Below are 16,917 nucleotides of genomic sequence, written 5' to 3'. Positions count from 1 at the left end.
GTTACACTCCCATTCCGTGATGGAGCGCCACGTTGCGGTACTCGTCGATATAGCGATTCGATACAAACTGCCAGGAGAAGTGCTGCACGGCCGCCGCCAGTTGCTCACCCACCCGCTCATCAAGGATCTCGTGCAGCGCCAGCAGTTGGCCGACATTGGCGGCATCGTCCTCTTCGAGCAGCAATCCCATGCCACTGGCATTAACGATCTTGGCAAACGGTGGAATGGGACTGAGCAGCGGATAGAGCCCGGCACTCATTGCCTCAATGGCAGCAAGGCCAAACCCTTCGTGACGGGAGCGGCAGATAAAATAACCGGCACGGGCAATCTGATCGCGCAAGGTGGCGTTGTCAGGATTGGGGCAAAGTTCAACCACCTGATCCAGACCGGCACGGGCAATCAATGCCGCCAACGAGTGGCGGTCGTGATCATACTCGCGCCCGGCAATCACCAGCCGCCACTGCGGCGCAACCTGATGCAAACGGGCAAACAGCGCGATGGTTTGCTCAAGCCCCTTGTTTTGTGACCAGCGACCGAAGTAGATGATGCGCGGCGCCGGAGCCTCGCTGCGAGTCAGGCGGAATTTATCCACATCCACCCCGTTTTCGATCACCTCCACTTTTTGGCCATCACAGATGCGGCCAAACAGGCGGCCATCATTCTCACTGGTGGCGTAAATCCGCTCATAAAACCAGGAGGAGGCGCGCGTGACGGTCTGAAAGAACACGCGCTTGAGGCGACTGGCAAACGGGGTGTGGAAATAGATGCCGTGCGAGGCGGCCACAATTGGCTTGGCATGCAGCCAACGGGTCCAGGCCAGAAAGTCGTAGAAAAAGTCGACGCCGTGTACATGCACAATGTCGGCATCGCGAATGGCGCGCAGCACAGCGGGGCAGATGGGATAACGGCTCGAGCCACGATAGGAGAGCCGGATCACCCGAATGCCATCGAGCCACTCTTCGGCCGGCAGCTCGCTGGTATCCCCATTGAACAACCGGTTCAGGGTGATAATGGTCGGCTGCTGGGTGCCATCGGCCAACTGATGACGGGCAATGTTGTAGACCACATCCTCCAGCCCGCCCACCGACGGATGATACTGACGGACCACGTGATACACCTTGATGGTCATGTTGCGGGAGTCTCCTCTTTGGCAGGGGATACGGCGGCCAGCGTGCCCATGATGAACCAGAGCACACCGGCTGATTTGAGCGCAAACAGCGAGCTGCCGCTGATGCAGAGGATCATGCTGATATAGAGTGATGCCAGTGCGCGAAAACGGATGGCGCCCGGGGTGGCCATCGGCACCAGCCAGAGCATGGTCCAGGCGATCAGCGCGAAGATGAGACCAAAGCGGGTGAGCATGTAGGCGTAGCCCATGTCGCCGAAGTTGAGCATGTAGGCCGGGGCACCAAAGAAATCGCGCAGACCAAAGTTGGAGAGTACCCGCCCCGAGGTGAGCAGCCGTCCCATAAAGGAGTCACCCAAGTCAGCATTGCCCACCAGATTGCTGTAAAACACCAGCGCAGCGATGGCGCACCAGGGCAAAAAGGCGTAACTGGCCAGCCAGCGCAGCGGCAACATGCGCGAGAAGATAACCAGCAGTGACATCATCAGGGCAAAGCGTGAATCGGCCATGGCCACCAGCATCATGACCCCGGCGGCAAAGCACAGTGATGTGCGCACACTGCCGCCGCGGCACAGCGCCCAAATCAGCACGATGACCGAAAAGTTACCCAGCGAAATGGGTTCAAGAAAGATCGACGAGATGCGGTGCGATCCGAATAGCCAGGGCAGGATGGTGCGACCGATGCCATCGGGACGAAACCCGTTGAGTGTCAGGGCCTGACCCGAGAAGATGGCGCCACCGTTGCTGCCAATGCCACTTTGGTTCATGAAGTAAGAGAAGGTGTGAAACAGCTTGATGTACCAGTCGAGCGCCAGCCACTCAAACATGCCCTGCACCACAGCAATGATCAGTACCACCTTCAGCAATCTGTCGATCAGATCCGGCGTGCCATAGCTGAGCCCAAACCAGAAGAACAGCAAGATGATCAGCAGATCGCGCACCGATTTGGCATCCATGTTGCCGCGCAGCAAGGTGAGTAAGAACAGGTTCACCAGCACCAGCAGCATCAAGCCCGCCATGGGGGCCGGAATGCGGCGATAAACCAGCAGCACGATCAGGCCATAGATGCCACCTTCCACCAGCATGACCAAGGTCTGGTTGATGGGAAACAGCAGGGTGTTCACCAGGCACAAACCGGCCTGATAGAGCACGGAGGCGAGCACCAACAGCAGGATCAGTACAGGCGGAACGGCAGGTTGGGTCATGGCCGACGCCATGCTGGCACGAAACGGACTGCTAGAGAGCGAACCAATCATGGCGCCGTCCCGGCCAACAGTTGCCGTGTTGCCGGATCAAGCGCAGCGAACAAGTCAGCGGCAAAGTGATCCTGCCATTGATAAGCCCGCTCCCGATCCTCATCCAGACTCGACAAGCGCATCAGCACGCCATCGGGGATCACCCGCTCAAAGGCATAGACAAACTGGGTCAGCTTTCTGTCCAGACCGGGACGCACCACGTTGTCACCGATCACCATCCAGTAGGTGAGCGGCTCAATGCGGTTACCCTGGCGGGTGAATAAGCGCGTGACCGGCAGTGAATGACCAGGGACGTTAAGGCGGGTTTCACGAGCGTCACTGACGTCGAACCCCTGCGCTGTGTAGCAGATTTCCGGGCGGTGAGCCTGGGACAGATCGTTGGATTGATCGCGCCCATAGACCAGTGAAAGCATGACCCGGGCACCACTGCTGTGCTGATAGATACGGGAAATTTGCTGCTCGTAAAGCCCCGCTAACGCGGCCTTGGCTTCGGCGGAAATCTCCACCACACCGATAGCCGGAGCCAACTTCCAGGCACCAAACTGGGTCGGGATTTGCTGCTCAAGGTCGATGGTCTGCTCATGTTTATCAGCCATCAGCTGGCGCTGCTCCAGCCAACCACGCCCAAGCAGCAGGGTAACGGCCACCACCACCAACACCAGCAGGGTTGAACGCAGATGCGCCGTTTCCCGGTATTCGCGCAGCAACGCCATCATCCCCGCACCTCCGTGCGGCTGCGACCAGCCAACCGGTCAAGCAGCCCATCAAGGGTAATGATCAGCATCAGCGCCACCACAAACAGGAACAACCCCGAGAGCTCATGAACAAAGCTCTGGGCGATATCATTGCCCTCGTGATAGGTGAGCAAGGCAATAAACAGCACCCGCAGCACATTGGCGGTAATGGAAATCGGCACGATCAGTAACGCGATGACTAGCTTGCGCGCACCGCCCTCCCGCTTGACCACATGCAGGTAGAGCAGCGCGATGGCCTCAAGGCTAAACAGGGAGTTGATACCGGAGCAGGCATCGGCCACCAGAAGTTGATAGGGGCCCAGAATCAACACCACCCCTTGGCGCGCCACCGGATAGCCGAGCAGATAGAGCAGGGTTTCGGTGACGTGGGAGACCAGCAGCTTGAGCGGCTGCACAATCACGTCGGTCAGCATAAAGGGCAGCGGGATCACAAACAGTAGCAGCGCCAGCGGCAGCAAAAACGGGCGCAATTTGGCTCGCCCGAAATAGAGCAGGATCAAGGCCGCCAGCATCACAATCAGTGAAGAGACCGAGAACATCGGCAGCTGCAACATATCGCCCAGCAGATAGAGCAGCGCACCAAGCAGCAGTGCCAAGCCCCCCACCAGCCGGTCAGGTCTGGTCGAAGGCTCGCACTGCAGCAGTTGATAGACAAACAGACCGAGCGCCACCATCAGCAGTAATGCGGCAGTGCTGCCCCCCACACTTTGCGGATCGGCAAAGTAGAGGCCGTTAAACAGGGGGCCATACAGGCAGGTCAGAGCCAGCAGCGCCAATGACAGGTGCAGCGAAAAGGGCCATTTACGTAACGTCATGACGCTACTCGACATAGACGCAGCCCAGTACGCGAACCTGAATAAACCGCAGCCGGGCCACCATGTCAGCCAGCGCTGGCATCGGTGTGCGGTTGCGGCGCGCTTGCAAGATCACCCCACCGACCAGCGAGGCGAGAATTTGCGCGTCATACCATTCGTTCTGATCCGGCGCATGGTAGATGACCACGTCAAACTGGTGTGCCAGCTCTTGTACCAACACCTGCATCCGCTTGCGGGACAACAGCTCCTGCGGGTTGGGCGCCCGGGTACCACTGGGCAGAAAATAGAGATCTTCCAAGCCACTCAGTGCCGAGATCACCTGACTGGCTTTGCAGCGACCCGCAAGCAGATCGGAAAGGCCGATACGATGCTCGCCACCGAGCAAGGCAGGCAATGAACTACCACGCAGATTGGCATCCACCAGCAGGGTACGCAGTCCCAACTGGCTAAAAGCGATGGCCAGATTTCCGGCCAGCACCGCCCGCTCCTCCTGCCCGTCCACGCCACCGACCAGCAGGCTGTGGTGACCTTGCGAGAGCCAGGAGAGCTGCAGCTGACTGCGCAGCGCCTTGATCTTCTCCTTCTCCATCAGCTGGTCAGCAAAGGCCATATACAGACGCGGGCTCAGATGGGTGTCAGTGCCATCCAGATAGCTAAATGCAAACTGCTGGGCCAGCACGGCATTGAGATCTTCCTCGCTCAGCAGGCCCAGCGCCTGAGCCGCTTCGCCAAAGCGGCAAGCATGCTCGTGTTGATACTTGAGGATCTGACCGAGCTGGATATCGGTTAACTTGCCGGCATCGACCAGCAACTCCCCAACCCGCGGTGGCAGCACCTCTTCGGTGAGCATGTCCTGCGATGAAATCGGCATCATGATTGACCTCCCCGCCAGCCCAATGACAGGCGTTGCGGTGCCGGCAGTGCCTCACCTTGTAACGTGACCAGCACCGGCAATCCAAGGGTATGAATAATGTCATCATCACAGCGCAGGCGACGACGACGCATTTCGGCCAGGAAGCTGACAAACGCTCCGGTAGCCACCCCCAGAAGCAACCCAAAAACCATGTTGAACAATGGCTTGGGAAAAATAGGCTGGGTCGGGGTCTGCGCCCGTTGCAGCACAGTGATATTGGTAAAACTGGCGTTCGACTGGATGGCCGACTCTGACCACTTCTGCATAACCAGGTCATAGTTGCGCTGGGCGTTATCAACCCCGCGTTGCAAAATATCGAGCTGGGTTTGCTGATCTTTTAACTGCAACACACGCTGCTTCTGCTGGGCCAACTCCTCTTGCTGCGCCTTGAGGCGACTGTCCATCGCCGTCACGGTCTGCTGCGTCTGCTCGATGACATGATTCTGTTGCTGGGCCAGCTGACGCTGGGTTTCAGCAATCTGCGCCGTCAACTGCTGATAGAGCGGATGCTGACTCCCGGCCTTGGCCAGCAACATGCTGCGCTGCTTTTGCAGGTCGGCGAGCGACAGGGTGAGTTGGGCCACCAGCGGATTGTTGGTGGCATTGGTACGGGCCCCGGCCAACAGCGAAGAAGCGGCGATGTAATCAGTCTGCGCCCGGGTCACCTCGGCGGTGAGCTCCATCAGCCGTTGGTTCTCCATATCCACCCGTTCGCTGCTAGCCAGCACGCCGTGTTGCTGCTGATAGACCGAGAGCTCGGACTGGCGGTTTTCCAACTCACGCTGCAGCGAGACCATTTGATCTTTGAAAAACGACTCGCTCTGCAGCGCCTTACCGCTCTTGGTCGAGATCACCACCCGCCGATAGGCATCGACAAAGGCATTGGCAATGGTTGAAGCAAACTCAGGGGACACGGCTTTATAGCGCACAGTAATCACGCTGCTGTCCTTGCCCACTTCGACTTCCAGACCACGCAACAGGCCGGTGGCCAACCAATCTTCGATATCGCCAGCCGCACCGGAGGCGGCAAAGTTTTGCTGCGCCTGTGGCAAGGAGGCCATCTTGAGGGAACGCACCACCTGCAGTGCCGTGGTATGGCTGGAGATGATCGCGATCTGGGTGCCCAGATAATTCTGCTGAACCATGCTGCCGTTAAGCAGGGTCAGAGAGGCAGGATCCGCCCCGCCGTCCACCGAGATGACCGCCTCACTGACATAGCGCTTGGGCAGTAGGAGTGTCACTACCCCCACCAGCAGTAGCACCAGCAGCGTGATGACCAGCACCAGACGCTTGCGGGCCAGCATGACTGCGAGAAACTGTTTGACCGTCATCATGACTCTGTACTCCTAGAACCAGCTTTCGCCGACGCGGATCACCGCATCGGCACTGACCGGATCGCCGGGATGGACGCTTTTCTCTTCCATCTCGCCCTTGCTGCCCGGCTGCTGCAGCACAATGTCATCCTCATCGGCCCGCGATGAGAAACCACCGGCCACGACGATGGATTGCATCACGGTCATCCCCTCGGTCAGCGGATAGCTACCAGGGCGAGCCACTTCGCCATAGACATACACCATCGCCTGACGCTTGACGTGCAGCTGGTCGCCCGGCTCGAGCAGCAAGTCTTGCTGCTGCCCACTGGCCAGCTTGGCCAGATCAATCTCGGTGGTTTTGCCATGGCGCAGCAGCTCAACGCGCTGGGCACCGCCGGCACTCACGCCACCAGCCTGCGCCAGCATGGCGGATAACGGTGTATCGACGCGTAGCGGGTATTGCCCCGGGCGATTCACCTCACCCCAGACCGACACCATCTGGCTGCGCGACTCGACGATCAGAATGTTCACGTGTGGCTTTTGCAGCACGCCGGCTGCCTGCCACTTGTTAGCAAGCAGCTGCTCTGCCTCGTCAAAGCCAAGGCCGGCCAACGCCACATCGCCGAGCAGCGGCACATTGAGTTTGCCGTTGCTGGCGATCTCGGCTTCCAGCGAGAGATCCGGGTTGCCATAGACGCTCACCCGCACCACATCACCGGCTCCCAACCGAGCACCATTTTTTTCAGCGGCCTGCAGCGGCATCAGCATGCCAACGCAGACCAGAACGCAGCACCACCGTAACCATGCACGCATCATTGCAACCCCTTCAAACCCGATGCCAGCGAGGCGTTGCCGGCTTTGTCACCCTCCACCTTGGCCGTTGTTGCAACTGGCTCAGAGGCGAAACGCTTGAGATATTCGATTGTTGATTCTTTACGCAAAGAGGCGAGCTGCTGATCCAGCAGCTCTTTGCGGTGCGCCTTATAGAGCTGCTGACTGATCTCCTCTTGCGCCTCATCAAGGGTCAGCGCGGCATTCTCACTGGCGATCATCATCATCAGCAGACGCTGGCCATCGCTCTTGTCCGCCAGCACATCCCCCGGCTTCATCTTCTGCATCTGCTGGCCAAGGCGCTCGGGCACCTTGTCGCTGGTCAGCATGATGCGCTGCTTCTGCAGATGAATGCCGCGCTGGGCAAACCAGATGTCGGCATCGCGCTCATTTTTGACCTTGCCAAACTCCTGCAATGCCTGGTCATCCATCTCCTGCTCGGGAATGAGGAAGGTGGTCATGACATACTTTCTGCGCTCACGAAACGCATCGGCGTGCTGCTGGTAGTAGCCACTGACTTCATCCTCGGTCGGTGCGGCGCTCTTGCCATTGCCCAGAGCCCGCTGCAGCACGGCCTGAGCCAGCACCTGACGGCGGGCAAACTCGAGCGCCTGTACCACCATGGGATCACGGTCGAGCTTGTCGTTCTGGGCCTTTTGCACCAGCATCTCCTGCTGCACCAGATCGTCGAGCACCTTCTGCTTCTCGCTGTCGGCACGCAGCTCATCCCCGGGGCGCTGCGACAACAGGTAGTTCAGTTGCAGCACCGTCACCTCTTTACCATTGACCCGTGCCAGCACTTGGCTTGCCGCCGGTTTTTTCTCTTCACCACAACCGCCAAGCGCCAGCAATACAGCGGCGCAGAGCAGCGCTTTTCGGGCATTGCGATAATCGGGCTTCATCGTTACCCCGTCCTCAGTAAGCATTCCCTTTCGGGCGAATCGTCTGGTAAGCGGTCATCAATACGATGCGCAGGTCCATCCACAGCGACCAGTGGCGTAGGTAAGCCAGGTCGAAATCGATGCGCCGCTCCATTTTGTCGAGCGTGTCTGTCTCACCCCGGCAACCGTTCACCTGGGCCCAGCCGGTAATTCCCGGCCGCACCTTGTGGCGAATCATGTAGCCCTTGATGAGCTTGCGGTAATACTCGTTGTGGGTGTTGGCGTGGGGGCGCGGACCGACAATGCTCATCTTGCCTTCCAGCACATTGATGAACTGCGGCAACTCGTCGAGCGAGGTCTTGCGCAAAAACGCACCAATAGGAGTGAGACGCTGATCGCCCTGACGGGCCTGCGTCACCTTGTCGCCGTCCTCCATGACCGTCATGGAGCGGAACTTGTAGACCTGAATGCTTTTGCCATCCATGCCATAGCGGCGTTGCTTGAAAATCACCGGGCCTGGTGAGGTCATCTTCACCGCAACCGCCGTCACCAGCATGATGGGCCAAATCAACGCCAAAATGCACAAGGTCAGCACCACATCTTCCCAGCGTTTCACCACGCCCTTGAGCCCGGTAAAGGGGGAGTCACAGACACACACCACCGGAATGCCGGCCACGTTGTCCACATGCCCCTGAATCATGTCGAACACAAAGTAATCGGGCACAAAATAGATGGAGACTGTGCTGTCTTGCAGGCTGTCGAGCAGGCTCATCACCCGTGGCTGCGATGACATGGGTAACGAGATAAATACCTGGTTGATCCCTTCACGTTGGATAATCCCGGTCATCTCTTCGAGACGGGCTAGGATCTCTTTGTCTGACATGCGATCTTCACGCAGCCGCGTGATGTCACGGTCATCAAAGAAGCCGACAAACTCCATATTGAGATAGTTGTTGGCACGAATGCGATCGCGCAGCGCCAGCCCGGCATCATTGGCACCGACAATGGCAACACGGCGCCGGGAGTGCGTTGTGATAGTGCCCATCACCCCGATGACCAGCCCGTGCACCAGCAATTGTGCCAGTGGGGCGACCACGATCCAGGTCAGGATGTAAGGCGGATAGAAATAGAGATCCCAAGAGGCCAGATAGCTGATAAGCCCCAACGTCAGCACCACGAAGCACCAGCCCAGTACAAAACGAGTAATGCCCCACCACACTAGCCCGGGGGTCGGCACCAGCAGCACCGAGCCGTCCATCACCATCATGGTCAGCATAAAGGCGAGCGCCGCCAGCACCAGTTCGGTCCCGCCAAAGACCACATCAAACATGAAATGCAGTCCGTACAGCGTCACCACTACCAGCACCGGATCGATGACCGATTTAAACAGGGTCACCAGCGGCGAAATCCGCTCCAGTTCACTATGCAGGCTATCAAGCGAGGGGTAGAAAACCCGCTCGTCCTCACGGGAGGCAGCATTTGCACCGGGACGCACATCCTGCTTGTGCGTCAGCTCTGCCATTACGTCACTCATCCTTGATACCTCAGAAGGTGTAAGACAGGTTCACGCCTGCGTTTTGATAGTCATACTCCCGACTATGCAGCTGTGATTGGCGGCTTCCCCACTTCCAGGAGAAGCGACTGGTCCAGTTGCGTGCCGGATGCCAAGTCAAGGTCGCCTGGTATCCATAGGTCTTTTCATTGCCAAGCAAGGTACTGCTACTCGGCGCTGCCTCCTGATAATCCGCTTCGCTACGCGACACGGACTGATTGAGACTCCAGACCGGAGTCCATTGCCACTTCCAGTTCAATGAGTAGGTATTGTTGATAACCGACTCGTAGCGCTCGCCTGCCGGAGCCTCCTGACGGCTCCACCGCAGCCCGAACGAGCTCTTGTCACTCAGGGCGTAGCGCACCCCCAGTGAGCCCACCAGAAACTGCTTGTCATCCCGGTCGTCATAGAGCCACACCATGCGCCCAACTTGCCCTTGTAGATCAAGCCGATCGCTCACGGGCCAGCTCCACCCCAATGTCAGTTTCAGCTGCCGATTGTCCTGCCCCGACGTGGTCGGCTGCCGATAGGTGATCTGCTTGTCCTGCCACATCAACCTGAGCTGGCTACCTCGCGCGGTGCGATACCCCAAAGTCGCCCCCCACCCCAGCTCGTCCACATCGAGCGCCTCGTACAGCGCACTGCTGTGACGCACGGTTCTGGCAACCCCACGTAACTCCGTCTGAATACGGCGATCCGGTGGATTGGAAAAAGAGAGATCGACCGAACGCTGATTACGCATATCACGCGTACCGGCAGCCACATCTTCAAAACTGCCCAACTGGCTGGACTCACTCAATTGCAAACCACTGTGCAACCAAGGACCAATCACCCCATTCCAACCGGCCGTCGTCTGATGCGAGGTATTGGACATACCGTCGTTATTGGCATATTCCTGACGATTAACACCACCCGCCAGAAATAGCTGCTGCCGCGATAATGTGGTCCCCCAGCGCGCCCCCAGGTTCATGCTGGTCAACCAATCACTGCGAGACAGTCCATCACCCAGACGGGTGTCATCGTTAATCCGGAAAATATTGTCATCAAACGACTGCCCGATATTCGTCGTCAGCGACCAGGAATCGCCTTGCTGTTGATTAGCCAATGCCGACGAGGCATAACCGGCCATCATGCAAATAACAAAGAGATTCCTCATCCCTGGCTCTCGATACGCTGGTTGAAAAACCGGCCCGACTCAGCTGCGCGGTTAATAAACACACGCGCTGATGCCGGGCGATTACACATTGCTATTAGGCAATTGGAATCAGGCGGCCTGCATCATGGTCGGAATACGGGTAGAGCGTTGACGCTTGCTGATAAACAAGCCAACCAGACCTACCAGAATCAGCAGGTAGACACCCGGCTCTGGGATAGCGGCAGTCACGATACCGGCCACATAGGCGCCACCCGACGAACCGGAGATAGTACCGCTGATCAAAAGATCGTAGAGGCCAGAACTCGGAATCGTGAAGCTCCAGAAGGTGCCACTGTCAGTCACCAGTTCAGTGACAGCCAGATAGGTTGAGGTAGCTACGTCATACACCGAAAGGGCAAAATCAGTGATGCCATAGGTTTTGGCCAAGCTAAGGCTAACCGCACCGGCTACCGCAACGGCCTCATCCGTGATATCCAGCGACCAGGTGTCAGTAAAAGTGCTTCCTTGTGCCGCACCTAGATGAAGAAAGGTAGTACTGGCTTCACCCGGCACATCCACCACAGTCACATCAGCAAATACTTGCCCTGCACCCAGCATCAGCACCAAAAACAGAATTTTCCGTAACATGAGTGTTCCTCCATAGAACAAACTAAATAAACCAACTAGGTTCAATCCCTTCGTCCATAAACGTTGCCGTCGATTTATATCTCCATCACCTCCCGCGTTGTCTTTCATTCCTCAGGTTGCAAGATAGCGATACCGATATATACCGGTGACCAGCCCGATTCGGGGCGCGAGACCATTCCATGGAGTCATATTTGCTGTGTGGCTCCCAGGATGTATTCCCTCAGAGGGAATGTTAATAACGATGCAAGTTACTAAATCTTGACCGTCAAGGAGGATCTTACCGGGGGGAGATGTTTTTCATATCGGTGGAAAGTTTGAAATTCCGGGGGGCGGAATGAGGGCAAAAGCATACTTAGGTATGAGAGAAATCTCATACCTTGAGATATTTAACGTTTGTTTAACAAACCAAGGCAAAGCCCCAGTAGGCGGGATAACGGGAAATATAGCACTTAATCACAGGTGGAACTTTGACCTGGATCGTAAGCATAGACGATGGTTTCACGCATCACGGCTGAGTTTGGCAAGGGGTGCCTGTCAAACGACAGCACAGACTGTTACGCTTGGCATGATAGCGCCTCATACCACACTCAAATGAGAATCTCGTATGCACATCTATTACCCCAAGCAGCAGAGTAGGGCCATGCCGTGGAAAAACGGTCAAGGTGAAACGCGTGAACTGCTCCTTGAGCCATCTGGAAGCTCGCTGGACCATCTCGATTTCGACTATCGCCTGAGTATGGCCATCATCAAAAGCAGCGGTGACTTTTCGCGCTTCCCGGGCTATCGCCGCATCTTGCTGCCGGTCTCAGGCGCCGGTTTTGCTCTTAATGGCCACCCCTATGCCACCTATGAGATTGCCCACTTTGACGGTGATGAGGCCATGCACTGCACCTTGCTCAAAAAAGAGGTGACGGATTTGGGCCTTATCTACCAGCCGGACAAGATCAAAGCCAATGCACGGATCCTGACCCTGCCCTTTACCGTCAATCTGACCCTTGAACCTGACCACCGTTATCTGGTGACACTGCTTGATGGCACGCTTGCAGCCAATGGCCAGGCAATGACGGCAGGAGACACGCTCGCTCTGCAGCAAGAAAACCAACTGGAACTCGCTTGCTCTCGCCGGGCCACGCTAGCCTTCTTTACGCTGCAGCCAGTGGGCTGAGAGTGTTGCACTCCCGGGAAAACGGATATGATGTTATCGATAAGTATTCTCAAATACAGGAATCATCATGTCCGCTCCCGCACCGCGTCGCCCGCGTTTACTGCAGGTTCGCCAGATTGTCGATATCACCCCCTCTTTGCGCCGTATCACTCTGCACAGTGACGAACTTGCCGATTACCCAGACGCTCAGGGTGGCGCTCACATCAAGCTGATGTTTGCCCAGCCGGGACAAGCCCATCCGGTTCTACCCGAACTGACCGAACGCGGTCCACGCTGGGCCGATCCTGCCAGCAAGCCAGTAATGCGGACTTTCACGCTGCGCGCCCTGCGTCGTGAACGTGGTGAACTGGATGTGGAATTTGCCCTGCATGGCGGAACCGGCCCTGCGGCCCGTTTTATCGAGCAGGTCAAACCGGGTGACTGGCTCGGCCTTTCCGCGCCCGGTGGCCCACAGCCAATGTTACCGCCGGCCCGCCGCTACTACCTGGCTGGCGATCTCACGGCCTTGCCAGCCATCGCCGCTCTCGTCAGCCAGCTGCCGGCTGATGCCACCGGCGCCATTGCCGTTTTGGTACCCACCGCAGCAGACATCCAGCCTCTGGCGCTGCCTGCCGGCATCGCCATTCACTGGGAAGTGGGTGGCCGCGAGCAGCATGGCGCACTGCAGCAGTGGTTCTGCCTGCAGGCAAGTGACGCCAGCAACAGCCACTTCTGGCTGGCCGGCGAGCAAGATCTGGTGCTGCCCCTGCGCCGCCATGTGCGCCGGACGCTCGGCGCTGATCGCGCTCACGTCTATGCCGTGCCTTATTGGCGCGCCGGTCGCAGTGAAGAGGAGTATCACGACGAGCGCCATGAGGTCATGGACGCCGAAGCCTAAGAAGCTATCGAGTTGGCATCAGCGGCAAAACGGCAGGCAACCAGCACCATTTGCACCCATTACGCCCAAATTACTTCTTTTTAGGTAAAAGCCTGATTTCACCCTACCTCAGTATTGTCCCCATCAGGCATCTAATTGATGCCTGATTATTTAATCCCTGTTTTGAACGAGAATTAAATGATGCATATGCGGTGTTGGATCAAAGTTGGCTGATTGACACCAATCTGGCGCAATAACATACAATCCATCCCGGTTTCTTTAATCATTAACTTAATGATAAAAAACAAAATTTAAGTTTTTCCTGCCACAGGACGTGCGGAACGATTTATCTCAAAAGCGTTATTAAAGCAGTGAGTTAGGGCTACCTTCCCAAGCCTTTTCTCATGATGGTTACCCTTTTTCCATTTAACCGAGAGAAAGAAGAAGTATGTCACTGCGTCACATGACCGTGGGTCAAAAACTGACAGCCGCGTTTTCGCTGTTTTTCCTGATGCTGTTCCTGATCGGGGGATTCTCGCTTTATCAGTTCGACAAGATGAACGACACCGCCATTACCCTGACTGATACCACCATCCCAGGTATCGACATGGTTTCCGATATCCGTCACGCCAGTACCAATCTGCGTCGCTTTGAATTTGCCTATTTGCTGCTGCAAGACAACCCGCAACGAGCCAGCGAATACCAGCGCATCATCGATACTCAGGCCGGAACCATGCAAACCCAATTGCAAAATTATGAGCGGGTGATCAGTGATGACGTCGAACGCGCCATCTTCGTCGAGCTCAAGCAGCAGTGGAATGCTTACATGAGTCTGCATGCGACCATCTGGCAGAACATCGCCAGCGGTAACCGGACTCAGGCAGTAAACGATTTACTTGGACAGGGCTATCAGATTTTCACTCAGCTGGATGGCGCCATGAAGAAACTGCTCGAGCGCAACCACCAGTTTGCGCAACACAACAAAGAAGCAGCAAATGACGCATTCCAGATTGCCCGCACCAGCATCATCGCAGCCATTCTGGCCTGCGCGGCGCTGGTGGTGCTGTTTGCCACCGTACTGACCCGCCAGATCCGTAACCCGCTGGTGATGCTGACCAATCAGGCCAGCCGCATTGCCGACGGCCACCTGGGCCGAGGCGAGCTGTGCGACTGGATTGCCGAGGGGCGCCTGAACAAAGACGAGATTGGCCAGCTTGGCCAAGCCATTCAACGCATGAAGAACGGCCTGGGCGATCTGGTCAGCGAGATCTCAAGCTCGGTCACCCAGCTGGGCAGCGCCGTGGAAGAGGTCAGCGCTATCTCCACCCAATCTTCTCATGGCATGTCCCAGCAGCAGGGCCAAATCACCCAGGTTGCCACCGCCATGCAGCAGATGCAGACCACGGTGGAAGATGTCGCCCGTAACACCACGCAGGCCGCCGAAATGGCCCGCAGCGCCTTTAATGCGTCCCGTCAAGGTCAGCAGGTGGTGGTTAGCGCCATCGACAGTCTGGAGAAAATGGCCGGCGAAATCGAAGGGACCGGCCAGGTGGTCAGTCAGCTCGAAAGCGAGAGTAACAACATCAGCCTGGTACTGGATGTGATCCGCAATATCGCCGATCAGACCAACCTGCTGGCGCTCAACGCGGCCATCGAAGCGGCTCGCGCCGGTGAACAGGGCCGCGGTTTTGCGGTAGTGGCCGATGAGGTTCGCACCCTGGCCCAACGCACGCAGGACTCCACCACCGAAATCCAGCGCATGATCGAGCAGTTGCAAAGCCGTGCCTCTGCCGCTGGCAGTGCCATGCAGGAAGGGTGTCAGAGCATGCTCGAGACCGTCTCACTGGCTCGCGGTGCCGGTGAGCAGATGGAGCAGGTCAACGACGCCGTGACGGCCATCAGCGACATGAATACCCAGATTGCCAGCGCCACCGAGGAGCAGCATCAGGTAGCCGAAGAGCTGGGCCGCAACATGCTCGTCATTAATACGGTCGCCGAAGAGAATGCTCAGGGCGCCAACCATACAGCTCAGTCCTGCCATGAGCTGGCCCGACTGGCGCAACACCTGCAACAGCGCATCAGCCGCTTCAGTCTCGCCTGATAGGCACGCCACTCTGTGAACGGGGATTGGAAAACCGATCCCCGTTTCCTTTACTCTGCAGCCATAGTGTTCCATTCGGAGTTCATCATGAGCCAAGAGATTGTTGTGATTGCCAACGGCGCCCCCTATGGCAGTGAATCCCTGTTTAATGCCCTGCGTCTCTCCCTGACCCTGGCCGAGCGTGACGGCGTCAGCCTCAAGCTGTTTTTGTTATCTGATGCGGTGACGGCCGCTCTGCCGGGTCAAACTCCGGCCGAAGGCTACAACCTGCGCCAGATGCTGGAGATCTTGCTTGCCCAAGGCGTACCGGTGCGCCTGTGCAAAACCTGTTGCGATGCTCGCGGCATCACCACACTGCCACTGATTGAGGGTATCGAGATCGGCACGCTGGCCCTGCTGGCGGACTGGACACTGGCCGCCGACAAGGTGCTGACCTTCTAATCCTGCATTTGCTGCGGTGACAGACGTGTTTTTTGGCTGCGCTTGCTCTAAGCTGGCGGCCTGTTTCGCCACGCGAGAGAACGTATGTCGCCGCGCCCCCTGCTGTTTTTGCTGTTAACCAGCCTGTTATCTGCCTGCCAACCCGCTACCGAACCGACCCGAATTGAGGGGCGGACCATGGGCACTTTCTATGCTGTCACCCTTGCCGACCCGTTCCCGGGCGGACAACAGGCGTTGCAGCAGCAAGTCGATGCCCTGCTGGTCAAGCTCAACCACGAAATCTCAACCTATGAGCCCGATTCGGATATCTCCCGCTTCAATCAGGCCAAGGATGCGCTGGCCCACCCCATTCCAAGCGACATGGCCAAGATCGTGGAGCAAGGCATCACCGCCGGCCAGGTCACCAAGGGGCTGCTGGATGTCACGGTCGGCCCACTGGTCAATCTGTGGGGATTTGGCCCGGACAAGCGCCCGGTTAAAACCCCGGATGAGGCCGCCATCGCAGCGGCGCGTGAGCGGGTTGGCATCGACAAACTGCACCTCACCCGTCAGGGCGAGCAGTTTATGCTGAGTAAAGATCACCCCGATCTCTATCTCGATCTCTCGACGCTGGGTGAAGGAGCCGGCTCTGACGCCGTTGCCGCCCTGCTCGATAAAGCCGGCATCCAGAACTATCTGATTGAGCTCGCTGGCGCGGTGCGCAGCAAAGGCCACAACCCCAAAGGCAAACCGTGGCGCATTGCCATTGTCGATCCTTCCGACAAACCGGGTGCCTTTCAGGGGATCGTCACGCCCAAGGGGATGGCGGTCAGCACTGCGGGAAGTTACCGCAATTACTATGAGCTCGATGGTCAGCGCTATTCGCACATCATCGATCCGCGCACCGGACGACCCATTGCGCACAAGCTGGTGTCGGCCACCGTCATCACCCCTACCGCGCTCGAGGCCGATGCCTACGACACCGCGCTGATGGTGATGGGGCCGGACGAAGCGATGGCCTTTGCCAAGGCGCGTCAGATGGCGGTCTATCTTATCGTCAAAGGCGACAAGGGCTTTGAGGCGCGCTACACGCCGCAGTTCGAACCCTATTTGGCAAAGTAATAGAGAGCAGAAGAGGGCCCCACGGGGC

16 protein-coding genes are annotated in these 16,917 nt (G+C 57.6%); 5 read left to right on the top strand and 11 right to left on the bottom strand.

Annotated elements, in window-relative coordinates:
- Position 1: 1 nt before the first annotated feature.
- From BW958_RS08205 to BW958_RS08155, 11 genes are all read right to left on the bottom strand, one after another.
- A complete protein-coding gene (locus BW958_RS08205; RefSeq protein ID WP_143233052.1) occupies positions 2–1,129 on the bottom strand; it encodes a glycosyltransferase family 4 protein in 1,128 nt (375 codons plus the stop codon).
- Positions 1,126–2,382 carry a hypothetical protein gene (locus BW958_RS08200; protein ID WP_076575245.1) on the bottom strand — a complete coding sequence of 419 codons (1,257 nt, stop codon included), beginning with the start codon at positions 2,380–2,382 and terminating at the stop codon, positions 1,126–1,128. The genes BW958_RS08205 and BW958_RS08200 overlap by 4 nt, the downstream gene beginning before the upstream one ends.
- Complete coding sequence (gene epsI, locus BW958_RS08195) at positions 2,379–3,098, bottom strand: exosortase-associated protein EpsI, B-type (protein WP_083687278.1); 720 nt, start codon at positions 3,096–3,098, stop codon at positions 2,379–2,381. Before epsI ends, BW958_RS08200 begins: the two co-directional genes overlap by 4 nt.
- The gene (xrt, locus tag BW958_RS08190) at positions 3,095–3,952 is read right to left on the bottom strand and encodes an exosortase (protein WP_179078830.1); all 858 of its coding nucleotides are present in this window, start codon (positions 3,950–3,952) and stop codon (positions 3,095–3,097) included. The genes epsI and xrt overlap by 4 nt, the downstream gene beginning before the upstream one ends.
- 4 nt (positions 3,953–3,956) lie before the next feature.
- Positions 3,957–4,826, bottom strand: coding sequence for a cyclic di-GMP-binding domain-containing protein, MshE-related (locus BW958_RS08185; RefSeq protein ID WP_083687276.1), 870 nt, complete (start codon positions 4,824–4,826; stop codon positions 3,957–3,959).
- Positions 4,823–6,199: a GNVR domain-containing protein gene (locus BW958_RS08180; protein ID WP_076575244.1), complete on the bottom strand. Its 1,377-nt coding sequence runs from the start codon at positions 6,197–6,199 to the stop codon at positions 4,823–4,825. The genes BW958_RS08185 and BW958_RS08180 overlap by 4 nt, the downstream gene beginning before the upstream one ends.
- Positions 6,200–6,211: 12 nt before the next feature.
- Positions 6,212–6,994: an SLBB domain-containing protein gene (locus BW958_RS08175; protein WP_083687275.1), complete on the bottom strand. Its 783-nt coding sequence runs from the start codon at positions 6,992–6,994 to the stop codon at positions 6,212–6,214.
- Entirely contained in the window at positions 6,991–7,911 is a 921-nt protein-coding gene (locus BW958_RS08170) for an EpsD family peptidyl-prolyl cis-trans isomerase (RefSeq protein ID WP_076575243.1), read from the bottom strand. The genes BW958_RS08175 and BW958_RS08170 overlap by 4 nt, the downstream gene beginning before the upstream one ends.
- A gap of 13 nt (positions 7,912–7,924) precedes the next feature.
- Positions 7,925–9,424, bottom strand: a complete 1,500-nt coding sequence (locus tag BW958_RS08165) for an undecaprenyl-phosphate glucose phosphotransferase (protein ID WP_218641747.1) — start codon at positions 9,422–9,424, stop codon at positions 7,925–7,927.
- Between the two features lie 10 nt (positions 9,425–9,434).
- Positions 9,435–10,598 (bottom strand): hypothetical protein, encoded by a 1,164-nt coding sequence (locus tag BW958_RS08160; RefSeq protein ID WP_143233051.1) that lies wholly within the window; start codon positions 10,596–10,598, stop codon positions 9,435–9,437.
- Between the two features lie 108 nt (positions 10,599–10,706).
- Positions 10,707–11,225 carry an FxDxF family PEP-CTERM protein gene (locus BW958_RS08155; protein WP_076575241.1) on the bottom strand — a complete coding sequence of 173 codons (519 nt, stop codon included), beginning with the start codon at positions 11,223–11,225 and terminating at the stop codon, positions 10,707–10,709.
- Positions 11,226–11,829: 604 nt separating this feature from the next.
- Between BW958_RS08155 and BW958_RS08150 the strand changes: the two genes are divergently transcribed.
- The 5 genes from BW958_RS08150 (at position 11,830) to BW958_RS08130 (ending at position 16,889) form a co-directional block, all read left to right on the top strand.
- The gene (locus BW958_RS08150) at positions 11,830–12,390 is read left to right on the top strand and encodes a HutD/Ves family protein (RefSeq protein WP_076575240.1); all 561 of its coding nucleotides are present in this window, start codon (positions 11,830–11,832) and stop codon (positions 12,388–12,390) included.
- Between the two features lie 67 nt (positions 12,391–12,457).
- Positions 12,458–13,267, top strand: a complete 810-nt coding sequence (locus tag BW958_RS08145; RefSeq protein WP_076575239.1) for a siderophore-interacting protein — start codon at positions 12,458–12,460, stop codon at positions 13,265–13,267.
- Positions 13,268–13,694: 427 nt separating this feature from the next.
- Entirely contained in the window at positions 13,695–15,347 is a 1,653-nt protein-coding gene (locus tag BW958_RS08140) for a methyl-accepting chemotaxis protein (RefSeq protein WP_076575238.1), read from the top strand.
- Positions 15,348–15,434: 87 nt separating this feature from the next.
- A complete protein-coding gene (locus tag BW958_RS08135; protein WP_076575237.1) occupies positions 15,435–15,788 on the top strand; it encodes a DsrE/DsrF/TusD sulfur relay family protein in 354 nt (117 codons plus the stop codon).
- 84 nt (positions 15,789–15,872) lie between these two features.
- Positions 15,873–16,889 carry an FAD:protein FMN transferase gene (locus BW958_RS08130; RefSeq protein WP_076575236.1) on the top strand — a complete coding sequence of 339 codons (1,017 nt, stop codon included), beginning with the start codon at positions 15,873–15,875 and terminating at the stop codon, positions 16,887–16,889.
- Positions 16,890–16,917 lie beyond the last annotated feature (28 nt).

Origin of the sequence: Aeromonas sp. RU39B, from assembly GCF_900156095.1 — a bacterium.
Taxonomy (GTDB): domain Bacteria; phylum Pseudomonadota; class Gammaproteobacteria; order Enterobacterales; family Aeromonadaceae; genus Aeromonas.
Note: the sequence above shows the minus strand (reverse complement) of the source record. Positions and strands in the feature narration are given on the sequence as shown.

Excerpts from the sequence above, each read along its gene's own strand:
- BW958_RS08155 (WP_076575241.1), bottom strand. The coding sequence starts at position 11,225 with ATGTTACGGAAAATTCTGTTTTTGGTGCTGATGCTGGGTGCAGGGCAA.
- BW958_RS08130 (WP_076575236.1), top strand. The coding sequence starts at position 15,873 with ATGTCGCCGCGCCCCCTGCTGTTTTTGCTGTTAACCAGCCTGTTATCT.
- BW958_RS08140 (WP_076575238.1), top strand. The coding sequence starts at position 13,695 with ATGTCACTGCGTCACATGACCGTGGGTCAAAAACTGACAGCCGCGTTT.
- epsI (WP_083687278.1), bottom strand. The coding sequence starts at position 3,098 with ATGATGGCGTTGCTGCGCGAATACCGGGAAACGGCGCATCTGCGTTCA.
- BW958_RS08160 (WP_143233051.1), bottom strand. The coding sequence starts at position 10,598 with ATGAGGAATCTCTTTGTTATTTGCATGATGGCCGGTTATGCCTCGTCG.
- BW958_RS08135 (WP_076575237.1), top strand. The coding sequence starts at position 15,435 with ATGAGCCAAGAGATTGTTGTGATTGCCAACGGCGCCCCCTATGGCAGT.
- BW958_RS08185 (WP_083687276.1), bottom strand. The coding sequence starts at position 4,826 with ATGATGCCGATTTCATCGCAGGACATGCTCACCGAAGAGGTGCTGCCA.
- BW958_RS08175 (WP_083687275.1), bottom strand. The coding sequence starts at position 6,994 with ATGATGCGTGCATGGTTACGGTGGTGCTGCGTTCTGGTCTGCGTTGGC.
- BW958_RS08150 (WP_076575240.1), top strand. The coding sequence starts at position 11,830 with ATGCACATCTATTACCCCAAGCAGCAGAGTAGGGCCATGCCGTGGAAA.
- xrt (WP_179078830.1), bottom strand. The coding sequence starts at position 3,952 with ATGACGTTACGTAAATGGCCCTTTTCGCTGCACCTGTCATTGGCGCTG.
- BW958_RS08145 (WP_076575239.1), top strand. The coding sequence starts at position 12,458 with ATGTCCGCTCCCGCACCGCGTCGCCCGCGTTTACTGCAGGTTCGCCAG.
- BW958_RS08200 (WP_076575245.1), bottom strand. The coding sequence starts at position 2,382 with ATGATTGGTTCGCTCTCTAGCAGTCCGTTTCGTGCCAGCATGGCGTCG.
- BW958_RS08205 (WP_143233052.1), bottom strand. The coding sequence starts at position 1,129 with ATGACCATCAAGGTGTATCACGTGGTCCGTCAGTATCATCCGTCGGTG.
- BW958_RS08165 (WP_218641747.1), bottom strand. The coding sequence starts at position 9,424 with ATGAGTGACGTAATGGCAGAGCTGACGCACAAGCAGGATGTGCGTCCC.
- BW958_RS08170 (WP_076575243.1), bottom strand. The coding sequence starts at position 7,911 with ATGAAGCCCGATTATCGCAATGCCCGAAAAGCGCTGCTCTGCGCCGCT.
- BW958_RS08180 (WP_076575244.1), bottom strand. The coding sequence starts at position 6,199 with ATGATGACGGTCAAACAGTTTCTCGCAGTCATGCTGGCCCGCAAGCGT.